The organism is Paraburkholderia kirstenboschensis, from assembly GCF_904848585.1.
GTDB classification, from domain to species: Bacteria; Pseudomonadota; Gammaproteobacteria; order Burkholderiales; family Burkholderiaceae; genus Paraburkholderia; species Paraburkholderia kirstenboschensis.
This window is the reverse complement of sequence record NZ_CAJHCR010000002.1, coordinates 698005-713348: the sequence shown is the minus strand read 5'-3', so window position 1 is coordinate 713348 and position 15344 is coordinate 698005. Positions and strand designations below refer to the sequence as shown.

Below are 15344 nucleotides of genomic sequence, written 5' to 3'. Positions count from 1 at the left end.
ATTTCGTCCATGATCGCATCTTCTCCACCGCCCGAAGCGATACACCCGTCCCTGTGGCGGGCGTCCCAGCTTGCGCGCGGCCGGGGGCGGGTGGTCGACACCGGCTATCCGGCGCTATCGGCTGAACTGCCCGGTGGCGGCTGGCCGGTGGGCGCACTGATCGACCTGCTCGTGCAGCAGCCGGGTGTAGGCGAGCTGCGGCTGCTACGACCCGCACTCAGTGCAGCGGGCAACCGGCCCATCGCATTCGTCCAGCCCCCGCATACACCGGACGGCCTCGGGCTCAGCTACATCGGCCTGTCGCTTGAGCAGGTGCTGCGCGTCAAGGCGCAGAAAACGGCGGACGCGCTCTGGTCGGCAGAACAGATTCTGCGTGCCGGCAGTTGCGGCGCGCTGATTTTCTGGGCGCAGTATGCGCAGGCTTCGTCGCTTCGGCGCCTGCATCTGGCGGCGCAGTCGTCGGAGACGCTTTTCGTCATGGTGCGGCCGCTCGCGAGCGCTCAGGACGCGTCGCCGGCGCTGTTGCGGCTGGCGCTCAAACCATCTGCCGACGGCCTGACCGTCGACATCGTGAAACGACGAGGGCCCACGCGCGCGGAGCCCCTGTCGATTCCCCTTCAACCCACTCCTGTTCTGCTGTCACGACATGCGCGTCTTCCTCGCCGTTCACCTGCCGAAGTTGCCGCTCGAAGTTTTCAGACCGAAGTGGTCGCCTGAGCCCGCTCACGGCAGTGTCGTGCTCGAGAAGGACAAGGTCGTGATTGCGGACAGCGTCGCGCGCGCGGCCGGAGTGCGGCTCGGCATGAAACGCGGTGGCGTTCTCACGCTGTCGCCCGAGACAGACATGCACGAACGCGACTTCGCCCGCGAGCAGTCCGCACAACGCGAGGTCGGCATGGCGCTGATGCGCTTTTCGCCCGAAGTCGCGCTGCTCGATGAAGCGACTGTCGTTGTGGAAATAGGCGCGAGCCTGCGCCTCTTTGGCGGACTGCTTGCGCTGTGCCGCGAGGCGAAGGCGCTGCTTGCCACGCTCGGTCTCACCGCACGCGTGAGCGCCGCGCCGACCGGCCAGGGCGCGTGGCTGCTGGCGCGATATGCGAAGGGGCGGGGCGCACGGCGTGTGCTGAAGCTGTCCACGCTCGAACAGCGGCTCGCCGCGCTGCCAATGGTCGCGGTCCCCGAGGTGCGCGAGTTCGCCGACTGGTTCGCGGGGCTCGGCTGCGAAACCATCGCCGACATCCGCCGGTTGCCGCGCGCCGGGTTGCAGCGGCGCTGCGGCGAACATCTGCTCGATTCGCTCGACCGCGCATTTGGCACCGCGCCGGAACTCTTCGACTGGCTCGAACTGCCGCCCACGTTTTCCGCGCGCATCGAAATGCCGGACCGGCTCGAACATGCGGACGGCGCCGTGTTCGGCGCGCATCGGCTTATCGTGCAGTTGTGCGGCTGGCTCTGCGCAAAGCAGTTCGCGGTCACCGCAATACGTTTGATGCTGGAGCACGAGCGCGGGCGCGACGCCATCGAACCCACCACCATCGACATTGCTCTCGGCGAGCCAACGTGGCGCGAAGAACACCTGGTGAGGCTGCTGAAGGAGCGCCTGCATCGCATCGAACTCACCGCGCCGGTTATCGCATTGCGTCTGGATGCCTCGAAAGTGGAGTCCGCTGTGCCGGCTTCCGATACGCTTTTTCCCGAGCCCGGCGGCTCGAAGGAAGATCATGCACGGCTGCTCGAACTGCTGGTCGCCCGGCTGGGTGACGAGAACGTGCTGCGGCCCGCGCCGAGCCCCGACCATCGGCCGGAAGTCGCCAACTGCTGGGTGCCGGTGACGCAACCGGTGAAGCCCGCAGTCATACCGGAAGGTTTGCCGAGGCCCACGTGGATGCTCGATACGCCGGTGCGCTTAATCATGCGCCAGCATCGTCCGTTTTATGGCTCGCCGCTGCGCATGGTGTCGCCGGGCGAGCGTATCGAGGCGGGCTGGTTCGACGGCGAACTCGTGACGCGCGACTACTTCGTCGCTCAGGCCGACGACCAGAGCTGCTACTGGATTTACCGCGAACGTGTCAGCAGCCGCGACGCCGAAGAAGACCAGCGGTGGTTCCTTCATGGCCTTTTCGGATGACGCGCCATGGACGCCACCTTCAGCATGCTGCCGGCGTATGCCGAGCTTTTCTGCTTCTCCAATTTTTCGTTTCTGCGTGGCGCGTCGCACGCCGAGGAACTCGCTGAGCGCGCCGCGCAACTGGGCTACTCGGCGCTTGCAATTACTGACGAGTGCTCGCTTGCGGGTGTGGTGCGCGCGCACGTCGCGGCGAAAGAAGCGAAGCTGCCGTTTATCGTCGGCTCCTACTTTCGTCTGGTGAACGCCGACGGCTCGCCGGCATTCGGGCTCATCCTGCTGGCGAAAAATCGCGAGGGCTACGGCAATCTGTCCGAACTCATCACGCTGGCACGCACACGCGCCCCGAAGGGCGAATACCGGCTCACGCCGCAGGATCTGTCGCGACCGGAGAAGGAATACCGGCACCTGCTGGGCCTACCGGACTGCCTGGCCATTCTCGTGCCGACCTTCCCGGCAAAAGAGGATGTGCTCGATGCCCAGGTCGAATGGCTGGACGAGACGTTTCCCGCACGCGCGTGGGTTGGCATGGTGCTCCATCAGCGGGCGATGGACGACATTCACCGCGGCGCGGTCGAATTCGTCGCGCGCAACCGGGACGTGCCGGTGGTCGCACTCGGCGAAGTGGTGATGCACGTGCGCTCAAGAAAACCGCTGCAGGACACGATAACCGCCATTCGCGTCGGTAAGCCGGTTCATGAATGCGGATACGAGCTTGCGCCGAATGCGGAGCAGCATCTGCGCTCGCGGCTGCGGCTGGCCAATCTGTATCCGCCGGAGGCGCTCGCCGCGACCGTCGACATCGCCGCGCGCTGCACCTTCTCGCTCGACGAGCTGCGCTACGAGTATCCCGACGAACTGATACCGCCCGGCTTCACGCCAACCGCCTATCTCCGGCAGGAGACGTACATCGGCGCGCAGCGGCGCTTTCCGTCAGGCATTCCGCACCACGTGCAGGAGCAGATCGAGCACGAGCTCGAACTGATTGCCGACCTGCAGTATGAGCCGTATTTCCTGACGGTCTACGACCTGGTCCGCTTTGCGCGCAGTCAGCACATCCTGTGTCAGGGACGCGGGTCGGCGGCCAATTCGGCAGTCTGCTATTGCCTCGGCGTGACGGAAGTGGACCCCGCGCGCGGCAACATGCTTTTCGAGCGCTTCATCTCGAAAGAGCGCGGAGAGCCGCCTGATATCGACGTCGACTTCGAGCATCAGCGGCGCGAAGAAGTGATTCAGTACATCTATCGCAAGTACGGTCGCGACCGCGCGGCGATTGCCGCTGCGGTCTCGACGTATCGGGCGCGTGGCGTCTTGCGCGAAACGGGGAAGGCGCTCGGTGTCGATATGCAGATAGTCGATGCGGTCGCCAAGTCGCATCACTGGTTCGATAACAGCGCGGACCTGCTGAAGCGCTTCGAGGAATGCGGGCTGAACCCGCAAACGCCGCTCATCCGCGCGTGGGCCACGCTCGCCGCGCAACTGTATGGCTTTCCGCGGCATCTGTCGCAGCACTCGGGCGGGTTCGTCATCAGCCGGGGCAAGCTCACGCGCCTCGTTCCCGTTGAGAACGCCGCGATGGCAGAGCGCAGCGTCATCCAATGGGACAAGGACGACCTCGAATCGCTGGGGCTGCTCAAGATCGACGTGCTTGCGCTCGGCATGCTGTCGGCCATTCGGCGCACGCTCGACCTCGTGTCGGAGCAGCGCGGCGAGCGCTTCGAGATGCAGGACATTCCCTCAGAAGACGATGCAACGTACGACATGATTTCCGCCGCCGACACGGTGGGTGTGTTCCAGATTGAATCGCGCGCACAGATGTCGATGTTGCCGCGCATGCGGCCCCGAACGTTCTACGACCTGGTGATCGAAGTGGCCATCGTGCGGCCGGGTCCGATTCAGGGTGGTGCGGTTCATCCTTATCTGCGCCGTCGCCAGGGCTTTGAGCCGGTCACCTATCCGAGCGACGATTTGAAGACCGCACTGGGCCGCACGCTCGGCGTGCCGATTTTCCAGGAGCAGGTGATGCAGGTCGCGATTCTCGCCGCGGGTTTCACGGCGGGCGAAGCCGACCAGTTGCGGCGCGCGATGGCGGCGTGGAAACGCAAGGGTGGTCTTGCAAAATACTATGACCGCATTGTGCTCGGCATGCAGGAGCGAGGCTATGACCTTGCGTTTGCGGAAGCCATCTTCGAGCAGATAAAAGGTTTTGGCGAATATGGTTTTCCGGAGAGTCATGCCGCGAGTTTCGCGCTGCTCGTGTATGCGAGCAGCTGGCTCAAATGCCATGAGCCCGAGGCATTTCTGGCCGCGATGCTCAACAGCCAGCCCATGGGCTTCTACTCGCCTTCGCAACTCGTGCAGGATGCGCAGCGACATGGTGTCAGCGTACTGCCAGTCGATGTGACCATCAGTGGGTGGAACTCGTCTCTTGAGCGTATTGCGGATGCCGGACGGCCTGCGGTGCGCCTGGGTCTGTCGCTGCTGCGTGGCATGAAGGAAGGCACGGCAGAGCGGATTGAGAATGCGCGTGCGGTGCGCCCGTTCGCAAGCGCGAAAGACCTCGCGCGTCGCGCGGCGCTCGATCGCCGGGACCTGCATATCCTGGCGGACGCCAATGCGCTGGTCTCGCTTGCCGGCAACCGGCGCGAGGCGCTGTGGCAGTCGGTCGCTGCCGTGCCCGACAAGGACATGCTCGCAGTCGCGGCCGTCGAGGATGAAACGCCCGAACTCGGCGCGCCCTCCGAAGCACATGACATCGTGGCGGACTACCGCTCAGTGGGTCTGACGCTCGGCCGCCATCCGCTGGAACTTTTGCGCCCGCAGTTGCTGGCAAACCGGTTGATGCCGGCTGCGACGCTGCGCACTTATCGCGACGGCCGGCTTGCGCGAGGCTGCGGTCTTGTCACCGTGCGGCAACGTCCCGGCACCGCGAAAGGCGTGGTATTCGTGACGATCGAAGACGAAACGGGCAACGTGAACGTCATCGTGTGGCCAAGCCTGCTCGAGAAGCAACGCAAGGAAGCGCTCAGTGCGTCGCTGCTGGCTGTCTATGGAGTATGGCAATGCCAGGGTGAGGTCCGGCATCTGGTGGCACAGCGGCTCGTCGATATGTCGCATCTGCTGGGCGGCCTGCATTCCGTTAGCAGGGATTTTTGCTGAGAGGATTGTGCGCTTCGAGCGGCCCTCGACGTTGACCGCATGCCTGCAGAGAACAAAATCGCGATCCGCTTCAGGCGGACGTATCGCCGCGCCACGGAAACGCGGCCAATACCTGGCGTATCGCCGTATCGAACGGCGTGCGGCGGCCGATCCCGAGTTGCTCCAGCCGGTCCGAGGCCAGGTGGCAATTATGCGGACGCGGCGTCGCATCGGTCGGCGCGTATTGCGGCACCAGCCGCGCGTCGAGTTGCAGCGCTCGCGCGAGGCGCATGGCGATCTCGTACTTGGTCATCGGTTCGTCGCCCGACCATTGGACAATGCCGCGAATTGCGTTGCCCGCGGCGTGACGCTCGAGCATCTGCCGGATCACGAACGCGACGTCCGGCGTGAAGGTCGGATAACGGATCGCCCATGCGTCCATGTTGGCCGCTTTCCCTTGCGCCGATGCCGACGCGGCAATGGCCGGCACGAGACTCGTCACGGCGGATTCCGCCCAATCGACAATCGGCCCGTACAGCAGCGGCAAGCGCAGCACGCAGCCCAGGTCGGTCGTGTCGGTCAATGCCTGCTCGCCGTCCAGCTTGCTGCGCCCATATGCATTGAGCGGCGCCGGTGCGGAATTAGGCTGATAGGGCGGATGAGTGCCGTCGAAAACGTAATCGGTGGAAATGGACAGCGTCCACGCGCCGCGCCGATGCGCGGCGGCGGCGATCGCGCGCACGGCATCCACATTGAGCGCGCGGGCCAGTTCCGGTTGACGCTCGCACACGTCCGGCCGACGCTCGGCGGCGGCAATCACGAGCGCATCGGGCGCTTCGCGCTCGACAAACTGTTCGATTGCCCGCGGATCGCGGACGTCGAGCGCCACGGTGTTCTGCGCTGGCCGGCTGAAGGCGGTGCCGACGACTTGCCAGGCCGGCTGAGCCGCCAGTTCGTCGACGACAGCGCGACCGAGCAGGCCAGAAGCTCCTATGACAGCGACCTTGAACATGATCTGCGTTCTCCCTAGCGCGCCGCGTCGGACGACACGCCTTTGACCGTGTAGCCGGCCTCGTCGATGGCGGCCTTCAATGCGTCGACAGATTGCGTCGACTCGACCGCGACCCGGCCCGCCGCGAGATCCACCTGCACTTGCGCAGCTTCGTCGTGCTCGCGAATAGCGTTGGTGACTGCCGCCACGCAATGCTGGCAGCTCATGCCTTCAACCTGGAACTCGGTTTTCATCGGAAGTGCCTCGGGGAAATGACGGTTGAGATGATTGAATTATGCCTTCCCGACCAGATTTAAGTGGCTGACCTTCCCATCATGGGAAGGTGTACGATCGACGCACTCAGTGGGGAAATAGTGATGAACATTGGTGAAGCGGCCCGCGCGTCGGGCGTCACGGCGAAAATGATTCGCTACTACGAAAGCGTCGGTTTGCTCGCGGCAAAGTCCCGTACCACGGCCGGCTATCGCGTCTACGGTCCGCAGGAGGTGCATTCACTGCGCTTCATTCGCCAGGCGCGTCGGCTCGGCTTCCTGGTGGAAGACATCCGGCGCCTGCTCGCGCTGTGGCACGACCGCACGCGCGCGAGTGCCGAAGTGAAGGCGATCGCATTGGACCACGTCGCCGAACTCGATCGACGCATCGCCGAACTCACCGATATGCGCGACACACTGGCGCACCTTGCCGACCATTGTCACGGCGACGACCGTCCGGAGTGTCCGATCATCGAGGGGCTCGCGGACGCAGGCATGGTTTCACCGGAGAGCGGGGGCGCTTGCAAGGGGTTTTCCAAGGCGAACGTCGACCTGTAGGGGCGGCGACTCGCGATCCGTTGCTGTATGCACCTAATGTGTGCATAACTTCGGTCTATAACGGACTTTTTGGTCTACCGACCGTGTCGCCTTCCAATTAAATCAATACCTTCCATGCACTGACTAGGTGCGGCATTCCAAATTGGAATGCACATTATGCGAGCATTTCACTGGCGCGGTTGCACCATCGGCATATAATCCGGGTTAACCCTTTTACGGGAAATCCCTGATGCCTAACCCACCGGGGACTCAATCGGATCCTTGGAGAACATCATGTTTGCATACGTCCTTGAAAAGCTAAGCACCTGGTTTGAAACTGCAGAGCGCGATCGTCGTGAAGCGTATCTGGCTTCGTCGTCGGATATCGTCCAGCTCGAACAGCGCATCCGCTCGCTCGAAGCCAACGGCTATTCGCTGTAAGTTTCATCGCGCGCGTCTCGTGCCGCCAGCGTAGTTCAGTAGTAGCTGTTAAGTGTGAGCCCCGTCTTTTGCGGGGCTTTGTCACATCTGGGCGCCACGTTGTCCGCGAGGCGTCGAAAAACTCGAGATGGCGAATATCGACTAGCGGCAAAGCCCGCGTCGCGGTAAGGTAAAGCGTTTTTCAGCGCAATCCGGCCTTCCCGGCTCAACCGGTCCGCCCCATGTCTTCGATCCGTTCGTTCAAACCCTCTCTGGTCGCCGTTGCAGTTTTGTTTGTCACGGCCTGCTCCGTGTCGAGCGTGTCTGCTGCGTCGAGCAATAGCCGCAAACCTGTGATCCTCGACTCGCAGAATGGGATCAGCGACGGGCAGAGCGGCACCGTCCTGCAGACAGCGCCGCTATCGCGGCAACCCATCGTCGAAGCCCAACCTATCGCTACGCCTACCGAACTGGCGCCGAATTCGTCTGTGCCGATCGTCGTCGCGCCGTATATCCAGTTCCCCGCCGGCGGCGGTGGTGTCGCACCGCAACCGCAACCCCAACCGCACCCCTGGCCTCGGCCGGTGCCGCGTCCGCAATAACTGACTCGCACCGATCCTTCTCGTAGCTTGTTGCCCGGAAGTCCGCGCGCGGCGCGGCGAATTCGTGCGCCCGCGCCTGGTCATTCGGGTTTGGGCGCATGGCGCGCCTCCAGCCGGGCGACGACAATCCTCAGGCGGTCTCTGCCGCAAAGCCCAGCCGATAGCCTCACAAGGGGGCGGCCCGGCAACAGATTGAACGAGAACATACAAAAAGGAGACGTCAAATGCCCATGCCCAATCACTGGATGCGGCGAGCCGCCGTTTGCGCCGCGATGTTCGCCGTTGTCGCACTGCACGGCGTGGCGTCCGCGAAAGACGTCCCTGAAAAGCCGGCGCTGACAATGGCCGTTGGCGGTCTGCCGGGTCTTTACTATTTGCCGGTGCTAACGGCGCAGCAGTTGGGCTATTTCAAGGACGAGGGTCTCGAGGTCACGCTCGAAGACTTCGCGGGCGGCTCCAAAGCACTCGAAGCGGTGGTGGGCGGCAGCGCGGATATCGGCGCCGGGGCATTCGAGCACACGCTCTTCATGCAGGCGAAGGGGCAACACTACCGGGCCTTTGCGTTGATGGGCCGCGCGCCGCAGATCGTCGTCGCCGTGTTGACGTCGAAGGCGGACAAGATCAAGACGCTCGCTGATTTCAAAGGCGCAAAGGTCGGCGTGAGCGCGCCGGGGTCATCGACCGATCTCGTGCTGACCGTCGCTCTACGCAAGGCCGGCGTGCAAAGAAGCGACATTGCGGCGATCGGTGTAGGCAGCGGCGCAACGGTGCTCGCGGCGGTGAGCAACGGTCAGATTGACGCGCTGTCCAACGTCGACCCGATGATGACGAAGCTCACGCGCAGCGGCGCAATCAAAGTGCTGGTGGACACGCGTACCGTGAAGGGCACCGAGGACGTGTTCGGCGGAACGATGCCGGCGGCCACGCTCTATGCGTCGGAGAGTTTCATTCAGAAATATCCAAAGACGACGCAGGCGCTCGCCAATGCCATCGTGCGCGCTGATCATTGGCTGCAGACCGCGAGCGATGCCGATCTGCTGAAGATGGTGCCGCCGGCATATCTGCTCAACGACTCCTCGCTCTATGTCGAGGCTTTCCACAATGTGCGCGACGCCTATTCGCCGGATGGCCTGATGCCCGCCGACGGTCCGGCGACTTCGTTGCGCGCGCTGGCGTCGTTCGACAACCGGCTCGATCCTAAAAAGATCGACCTGAACTCGACCTATACCAACGATTTCGCCCGCAAGGCCGCGGCGCAACTCAAGTAAGAGCGCGGCGAGGGCGCGCCGTTCGACCATGCGCGCCCTCGCGGGGTTCAATCGCCGCGGTATTCGACCTTGAACTGCGCGGCGTTGTCCTCACCGAGCGCCTTCACCAGCCAGGGCATCTGATCCTTCAGCATCTTCGGCAGCGTGTACGGCGGATTTAGGATAAACATGCCGCTGCCAAAAAGCCCAAAGCCGTCCGCCGGCGGATTGCTCACTGTCAGGCTGACGTGCAGCCAGTTGCGCTCCTGCAGTTTTTTCAGCTGCTCGGGAAAGCGTTGCGATTCCGGGCGCTTCACCTGCGGATACCAGACCGCGTAAGTGCCGGTCGGAAAGCGCTTGAGGCTCTCTTCGACGCAACGCAACGTGCGCGTGTAGTCGCGCTTGTCCTCATAGGACGGATCGAGCAGCACCAGCGCGCGGCGCGGCGCCGGCGGGAGCAGCGCGAGAATGCCGTCGAAGCCGTCGCCCGCGTACAGCATCGCGCGACGGCCCGCATCGCGAAAGTTGTGACGCAGCACGTCGATTTCAGTGGTGTGCAACTCGAACAAGCGCATGCGGTCCTGCTCGCGCATCTGCCGCCAGGCGATGTAGGGCGAGCCGGGGTAGAAGCGCAGCTGACCGTCGGAATTGAGTGCGGCGACTTCGTCGACATAGTCGGAGAAGAGCGGCGGCAGATCGTTGCGCTCCCAAAGTTTGGCGATGCCTGTCTGAAACTCGCCGGTCTTGACGGCATAGCCTTCCTTCAGCGAATAGACGCCCGCGCCGGCATGCGTGTCGATATACCAGTAGGCTTTGTCCTTCTGACCGAGATAGCGCAATAGCTGCAACAAGACCGCGTGTTTGAGAACGTCGGCGTGGTTGCCTGCATGAAAGGCGTGGCGATAGCTGAGCATGATGAGGAGATGCTGAAAGAGGGCGCGCCGTTCCAGGCTGGAGTCGGCGATGCGGATGCATTGCGGCGGCACGGCGGCACAGAGCGCCGATGTGCAGCGCGGTCGCGTATTGTACGCGACGCCGCGCGCGGCGCAGTGAGTTGCGGCGGCGTTACCGGGCCCGTTGTCGGAATGCGCGGCTCCTTCTCCTTGTGCGACCGCGATCCTGCTGCGGCCGCACGCAGAAGTCCGACAGAGCGGCGTTAGTCGTACACGTCGCCGAAAATGCCTTCGATCCGCTCCTTGATCTCCGGCGTGATCTGCTCGGCGACTTCAGCGGATTTCATGTTCTCGCTAATCTGCTCGACGCGCGATGCGCCCGTAATCACGGTGCTGACATGCGGATTCTTGAGAATCCATGCAATCGCAAGCTGGCCGACGGTGCAGCCCAATTCGTCGGCCACTTCGCCTAGCTTGCCGACTACATTGTTTTTGCCTGCGTCGGTAACCTGTTTGCGCAGCCAGTCGTAGCCCTGCAACTGCGCGCGGCTGTCCGTCGGCACGCCGTCGCGATACTTACCGGTGAGCAGGCCGGACGCGAGCGGGCTCCAGGTAGTCAGACCAAGACCGATATCTTCGTAAAGACGCTTATATTCCTGTTCGACGCGCTTGCGGTGAAACAGGTTGTACTGCGGCTGCTCCATGACCGGCTTGTGCAGATGGTGCCGCTCCGCAATGTCATAAGCGGCGCGGATTTCGTCGGCGCTCCACTCGGACGTGCCCCAGTACAAGGCCTTGCCGCGCGTGATCATGTCGCTCATTGCCCATACGGTTTCCTCGACGGGCGTGTTCGGATCAGGGCGATGGCAGAAGACCAGATCGACATAGTCGAGTTGGAGACGCTCGAGCGACGAGTCGATTGCGTTCAGCAGATATTTGCGATTCAGCGTGTGGTACTGATTGGGCGCTTCTTCGAGGCCCCAGAAGAATTTCGTCGACACGACATAGCTCACGCGTGGCCACGCCAGTTCCTTGAGCGCCTGGCCCATGATTTCTTCCGACTTGCCGCCTGCGTATACCTCCGCGTTGTCGAAGAAATTCACGCCCGCATCGCGCGCGGCCGCGAGCGATTCACGCGCCGCGCGATGGTCGACCTGATTGCCGTACGTGACCCATGAGCCGATGGACAACTCGCTGACCTGCAAGCCCGAGCGGCCTAGACGCCGATAATTCATGCAATTCTCCTCGATAGTGAAGCGACCGGAATTCTGCGAGAACGCCTAGTTTAAATAGATAAGCCGGGGCGTGCTTTTTACCGATCGATTCCACACGGTTCATGCACAATAGCAGCATCGGCCGCAGTGCAACATCGGCTGAACGATATAGGACAGCGCCTATGCGCGCCTATGCCATTCGGTCGACTTCTCGCTGCGCGCGGCTCGTGGTCTCATTGCTCATCAACTGCATGGAGGTTCTGGATGTCGTCACTGAACACAAATCTGAATGGCAAGGTCGCGGTCGTCACCGGCGCGGCGAGCGGAATCGGCAAGCAGATTGCGTTGACCCTTTCGGCTGCGGGCGCGGCTGTCGCAATTGCCGACCTGAACCAGGACGGCGCGAACGCCGTCGCTGAAGAAATTACGAAGGGCGGGGGCAAGGCGATCGGCATCGCAATGGACGTCACCAACGAAGACGCGGTGAACCAGGGCATAGACAAAGTGGCGGCGGAGCTCGGTTCGGTCGACATCCTCATTTCCAATGCCGGCATTCAGATCGTCAACCCGATTGAAAACTACTCGTTTTCCGACTGGAAGAAGATGCAAGCCATTCACGTGGACGGTGCGTTCCTCACCACGAAGGCGGCGCTCAAGCACATGTACAAGGACGATCGCGGCGGCATCGTGATCTACATGGGCTCGGTTCATTCGCACGAGGCGTCGCCGCTCAAGTCCGCCTACGTGACGGCCAAGCATGCGCTGCTCGGCCTCGCTCGCGTGCTCGCCAAAGAAGGCGCCAGGCACAATGTGCGCTCGCATGTCGTGTGTCCGGGCTTCGTGCGTACGCCGCTCGTCGACAAGCAGATTCCGGAGCAGGCAAAGGAACTGAACATCAGCGAAGAAGAAGTGGTCAAGCGCGTCATGCTGGGCGGCACTGTGGACGGCATTTTCACCACCGTGGAAGACGTCGCGCAAACCGTCCTGTTCCTGTCGACTTTCCCCACGGCCGCACTGACGGGCCAATCGTTCATCGTGAGTCACGGCTGGTACATGCAATAAGGAGGTGCGCATGGCGCAACGCAATCTGAAACGGGCGCGCCTCGGTGCGACCGGCAATGAGGAAGGCGCAGGCGCCAGCGCGGCGTCCGCTTCCGCTCGCGGCAAGCGCGTGCAAGTGCCGGCCTACGAAACCATCGCGCTCACACTGCAAGGTGGCGGCGCGCTGGGCGCATATCAGGCCGGCGTTTTTCAGGGGCTTCAGGAAGCCGGCGTCGAGCCGAACTGGCTGGCGGGCATTTCTATCGGCGCGTTGAATACGGCGATCATCGCCGGCAATCCGCCGGAAAAGCGGGTCGAACGGCTGCTGCAATTCTGGGAGACCATCTGCCAGCCGGCATTCGGTCTGCCGCTGCCCGCGTTTATCGAGCACGCGTTCTTCAATTCGAGCGACGCCGTGCGTAAAGCTTTCACGGCAACGCAGGCCATTGGTGCGCTCGTCGAAGGGCAAAAGGGCTTTTTTGTGCCGCGCTTCCCGCCGCCCTTGCCGACGGTGTCGGGGCCGCCTCAAACGGCCAGCTACTACGACACCGCGCCGCTGAAAGCAACGTTGGAAAGTCTGTGCGACTTCGATCGCATCAACTCACGGGAAATGCGCGTGTCCGTTGGCGCAGTTAATTGCGGCACGGGGAATTTTGCGTACTTCGACAACACGCAGACCACGCTGAGGGCCGAGCACTTCATGGCGTCCGGTGCTTTGCCGCCGGGGTTCGCAGCTGTGGAAATCGACGGCCAGTATTACTGGGACGGCGGCTTGATGTCGAACACGCCGCTCTACGAGGTGGTGCAGACCACGCCGCGACGCGACACCCTCGCTTTCCAGGTCGATCTGTGGAGCGCGATCGGGCCGGTGCCCGACAGCATCACCGACGTGCAGGGACGCATGAAAGACATTCAGTATTCGAGTCGCACGCGTCTTGTGACCGACATGCTGCAACGCTCGCAGCGTTTCCGGCATGTGCTGCGCGAGGTGCTGGACCGAGTGTCGCCGGACCAGCTTGACGATCCATGGTGCAAGCTGGCTGAAGACCTGTCGTGCTCGAAGCGCTTCAACGTGATCCATCTGATCTACCGGCAGAAGGAATACGAAGGGCACTACAAGGACTTCCAGTTTGGCCTCTCCACCATGCGGGAGCACTGGGAAAGCGGACTGGAAGACATCCGCCATTCGCTGTCGCAGCCGGATTGGCTCGCCATGCCGGATAACGACGCGGGCTTCGTCACGCACGACATTCATCGCGACTCGCGCTGACATCATCCGCCAACGCGGGGTCCCCAAACAAGAACGGCGCCCTCGAAGGGGCGCCGTTCTTACATTCAGCTTCAACCGAGTCAACCAAAGCGCACGTCACCGCGCGCCTTGCGAAACGCTTTACTTCAACACGTGGGCAACCGCGTTGGCCACCACGTCGAGGTTGCGCGTATTCAATGCAGCGACGCAAATGCGGCCCGTGCCGACGGCATAAATGCCGAACTCTTCGCGCAGACGGTCCACTTGCGGCGCGGTCAGGCCCGAGTACGAGAACATGCCGCGCTGCGCATTCACGAAGCTGAAGTCGCGATCCACGCCGCTTGCCTTCAGGCGTTCGACCAGGCCATTGCGCATTGCGCGAATCCGGTCACGCATTTCCGCCAGTTCCGTTTCCCACGTGGCGCGCAGTTCCGGCGACGCGAGCACCGCGGCGACCACCGAACCGCCATGCGTCGGCGGGTTCGAGTAGTTCGTGCGGATCACGCGCTTGAGTTGCGACAACACGCGAGTAGCTTCTTCCTTGCTGCCGGTGATGATGGACAGTGCGCCGATACGCTCGCCGTACAGCGAGAACGACTTCGAGAACGACGACGAGACGAACACGTTCAGCTCGGAGGTCGCGAAGAGGCGCACGGCCGCAGCATCCGCTTCGATGTTGTCGCCAAAGCCCTGATAGGCGATGTCGAGGAACGGCACCAGATTGCGCGCCTTGACGACCTCGACGATCTGCTTCCACTGATCGACGGTCAGGTCCACGCCGGTCGGGTTATGGCAGCACGCGTGCAACACGACGACCGTGCCCGCTGCGTAGCTGTTCAGCGCGCTCAACATGCCGTCGAAATTCACGCCGTGAGTGTGCGCGTCGTAATACGGATACGACACCACTTCGAAGCCCGCGGCTTCGAACAGTGCGCGGTGGTTTTCCCAGCTCGGGTCGCTGATCGCGACCTTGGCGCTCGGGTTCAGACGCTTCAGGAAGTCCGCGCCGATTTTCAGCGCGCCCGTGCCGCCCAGTGCTTGCGCCGTCACGACGCGGCCCGCGGCGATCAGCGGCGAATCGTTGCCGAGCAGCAGCTTTTGCACGGCTGCGTCGTATGCGGCAATGCCTTCGATCGGCAGATAGCCGCGCGGCAACGCGGCTTCGACACGTGCCTTTTCCGCATCGCGCACGGCGCGCAGCAGCGGAATCTTGCCTTCTTCGTTGAAATACACGCCAACGCCGAGGTTGACCTTGGTGGTACGCGTGTCGGCGTTGAAGGCTTCGTTCAGGCCCAGAATCGGGTCGCGGGGAGCAAGTTCGACGGCGGAGAACAGAGACATGGTGGGTGGGCAGCAGTAGTGAAAAGAGGGCAGCTACGAGCATGCGCGACCGTGCCGGCTGCGTTTAATGCAAAACGCAAACGCCGGATGATGCAGAACGCGGACAGCCGCAAGCGAGCGCAACTTCGCATTGTAACGAATCTACGAACGTTTTTCGGACGAGAACGCCCCTTGCCGGACTTATTTGCTTGAAAAACGGGCAGGCCGTCGCTAAATGACTGAAGCCGACCGCATCACACCGCGCTGCCAGCCTACGCAGATCCGCTTAGTCCGT

At 62.8% G+C, this 15344-nt stretch carries 14 protein-coding genes; 9 read left to right on the top strand and 5 right to left on the bottom strand.

The features are described from left to right. The first annotated feature begins 9 nt into the window (after window positions 1-9). From imuA to JMY24_RS09615, 3 genes are read left to right on the top strand one after another with little or no spacing between them, the layout of a single operon-like run. Window positions 10-717 carry a translesion DNA synthesis-associated protein ImuA gene (gene imuA / locus JMY24_RS09625; RefSeq protein WP_128598739.1) on the top strand — a complete coding sequence of 236 codons (708 nt, stop codon included), beginning with the start codon at window positions 10-12 and terminating at the stop codon, window positions 715-717. Further along, entirely contained in the window at window positions 647-2128 is a 1482-nt protein-coding gene (locus JMY24_RS09620; RefSeq protein WP_236597358.1) for a Y-family DNA polymerase, read from the top strand. Before imuA ends, JMY24_RS09620 begins: the two co-directional genes overlap by 71 nt. Before the next feature lie 6 nt (window positions 2129-2134). After that, window positions 2135-5284 (top strand): error-prone DNA polymerase, encoded by a 3150-nt coding sequence (locus JMY24_RS09615; RefSeq protein WP_128594744.1) that lies wholly within the window; start codon window positions 2135-2137, stop codon window positions 5282-5284. 70 nt (window positions 5285-5354) lie between these two features. Here JMY24_RS09615 and JMY24_RS09610 read toward each other — a convergent pair whose 3' ends face one another. Together JMY24_RS09610 and JMY24_RS09605 are read right to left on the bottom strand one after the other, a co-directional pair. Next, a complete protein-coding gene (locus JMY24_RS09610) occupies window positions 5355-6275 on the bottom strand; it encodes a dTDP-4-dehydrorhamnose reductase family protein (RefSeq protein ID WP_201701914.1) in 921 nt (306 codons plus the stop codon). 14 nt (window positions 6276-6289) lie between these two features. Next, on the bottom strand, window positions 6290-6508 hold the full coding sequence (locus JMY24_RS09605) for a heavy-metal-associated domain-containing protein (RefSeq protein WP_128594746.1): 219 nt from the start codon (window positions 6506-6508) through the stop codon (window positions 6290-6292). Window positions 6509-6631: 123 nt separating this feature from the next. Here JMY24_RS09605 and cueR point away from each other — a divergent pair, with 123 nt between their 5' ends. The 4 genes from cueR to JMY24_RS09585 all read left to right on the top strand — a co-directional run bounded on the left by cueR (window position 6632) and on the right by JMY24_RS09585 (window position 9353). Beyond that, window positions 6632-7084: a Cu(I)-responsive transcriptional regulator gene (cueR, locus tag JMY24_RS09600; RefSeq protein ID WP_128585431.1), complete on the top strand. Its 453-nt coding sequence runs from the start codon at window positions 6632-6634 to the stop codon at window positions 7082-7084. A gap of 273 nt (window positions 7085-7357) precedes the next feature. After that, a complete protein-coding gene (locus JMY24_RS09595) occupies window positions 7358-7504 on the top strand; it encodes a DUF3563 family protein (RefSeq protein WP_020069992.1) in 147 nt (48 codons plus the stop codon). 221 nt (window positions 7505-7725) lie between these two features. After that, window positions 7726-8085 (top strand): hypothetical protein, encoded by a 360-nt coding sequence (locus JMY24_RS09590; RefSeq protein ID WP_128594747.1) that lies wholly within the window; start codon window positions 7726-7728, stop codon window positions 8083-8085. Between the two features lie 230 nt (window positions 8086-8315). After that, a complete protein-coding gene (locus JMY24_RS09585) occupies window positions 8316-9353 on the top strand; it encodes an ABC transporter substrate-binding protein (protein ID WP_128594756.1) in 1038 nt (345 codons plus the stop codon). Between the two features lie 47 nt (window positions 9354-9400). Here the strand turns inward: JMY24_RS09585 and JMY24_RS09580 are convergent, their stop codons facing one another. Then, window positions 9401-10246 carry a 23S rRNA (adenine(2030)-N(6))-methyltransferase RlmJ gene (locus JMY24_RS09580; RefSeq protein ID WP_128585432.1) on the bottom strand — a complete coding sequence of 282 codons (846 nt, stop codon included), beginning with the start codon at window positions 10244-10246 and terminating at the stop codon, window positions 9401-9403. A gap of 242 nt (window positions 10247-10488) precedes the next feature. After that, complete coding sequence (locus JMY24_RS09575; protein ID WP_128594748.1) at window positions 10489-11460, bottom strand: potassium channel beta subunit family protein; 972 nt, start codon at window positions 11458-11460, stop codon at window positions 10489-10491. A gap of 243 nt (window positions 11461-11703) precedes the next feature. On the opposite strand from JMY24_RS09575, the gene JMY24_RS09570 reads away from it, so the two are divergent. Both JMY24_RS09570 and JMY24_RS09565 read left to right on the top strand, forming a co-directional pair. Then, the gene (locus JMY24_RS09570) at window positions 11704-12501 is read left to right on the top strand and encodes a 3-hydroxybutyrate dehydrogenase (RefSeq protein ID WP_317022494.1); all 798 of its coding nucleotides are present in this window, start codon (window positions 11704-11706) and stop codon (window positions 12499-12501) included. A 10-nt stretch (window positions 12502-12511) separates the two neighbouring features. Then, the gene (locus tag JMY24_RS09565) at window positions 12512-13750 is read left to right on the top strand and encodes a DUF3734 domain-containing protein (RefSeq protein ID WP_128594750.1); all 1239 of its coding nucleotides are present in this window, start codon (window positions 12512-12514) and stop codon (window positions 13748-13750) included. Window positions 13751-13870: 120 nt separating this feature from the next. On the opposite strand, the gene JMY24_RS09560 is transcribed toward JMY24_RS09565, so the two are convergent. Then, window positions 13871-15070, bottom strand: a complete 1200-nt coding sequence (locus JMY24_RS09560; protein ID WP_128594751.1) for an amino acid aminotransferase — start codon at window positions 15068-15070, stop codon at window positions 13871-13873. Between the last annotated feature and the right edge of the window lie 274 nt (window positions 15071-15344).

Bases quoted from the DNA above. Each gene is read 5' to 3' on its own strand.
- JMY24_RS09595 (WP_020069992.1), top strand. From the start codon at position 7,358: ATGTTTGCATACGTCCTTGAAAAGCTAAGCACCTGGTTTGAAACTGCA.
- JMY24_RS09620 (WP_236597358.1), top strand. From the start codon at position 647: ATGCGCGTCTTCCTCGCCGTTCACCTGCCGAAGTTGCCGCTCGAAGTT.
- JMY24_RS09585 (WP_128594756.1), top strand. From the start codon at position 8,316: ATGCCCAATCACTGGATGCGGCGAGCCGCCGTTTGCGCCGCGATGTTC.
- imuA (WP_128598739.1), top strand. From the start codon at position 10: ATGATCGCATCTTCTCCACCGCCCGAAGCGATACACCCGTCCCTGTGG.
- JMY24_RS09565 (WP_128594750.1), top strand. From the start codon at position 12,512: ATGGCGCAACGCAATCTGAAACGGGCGCGCCTCGGTGCGACCGGCAAT.
- JMY24_RS09575 (WP_128594748.1), bottom strand. From the start codon at position 11,460: ATGAATTATCGGCGTCTAGGCCGCTCGGGCTTGCAGGTCAGCGAGTTG.
- JMY24_RS09570 (WP_317022494.1), top strand. From the start codon at position 11,704: ATGTCGTCACTGAACACAAATCTGAATGGCAAGGTCGCGGTCGTCACC.
- JMY24_RS09580 (WP_128585432.1), bottom strand. From the start codon at position 10,246: ATGCTCAGCTATCGCCACGCCTTTCATGCAGGCAACCACGCCGACGTT.
- JMY24_RS09610 (WP_201701914.1), bottom strand. From the start codon at position 6,275: ATGTTCAAGGTCGCTGTCATAGGAGCTTCTGGCCTGCTCGGTCGCGCT.
- JMY24_RS09605 (WP_128594746.1), bottom strand. From the start codon at position 6,508: ATGAAAACCGAGTTCCAGGTTGAAGGCATGAGCTGCCAGCATTGCGTG.
- JMY24_RS09615 (WP_128594744.1), top strand. From the start codon at position 2,135: ATGGACGCCACCTTCAGCATGCTGCCGGCGTATGCCGAGCTTTTCTGC.
- cueR (WP_128585431.1), top strand. From the start codon at position 6,632: ATGAACATTGGTGAAGCGGCCCGCGCGTCGGGCGTCACGGCGAAAATG.
- JMY24_RS09590 (WP_128594747.1), top strand. From the start codon at position 7,726: ATGTCTTCGATCCGTTCGTTCAAACCCTCTCTGGTCGCCGTTGCAGTT.
- JMY24_RS09560 (WP_128594751.1), bottom strand. From the start codon at position 15,070: ATGTCTCTGTTCTCCGCCGTCGAACTTGCTCCCCGCGACCCGATTCTG.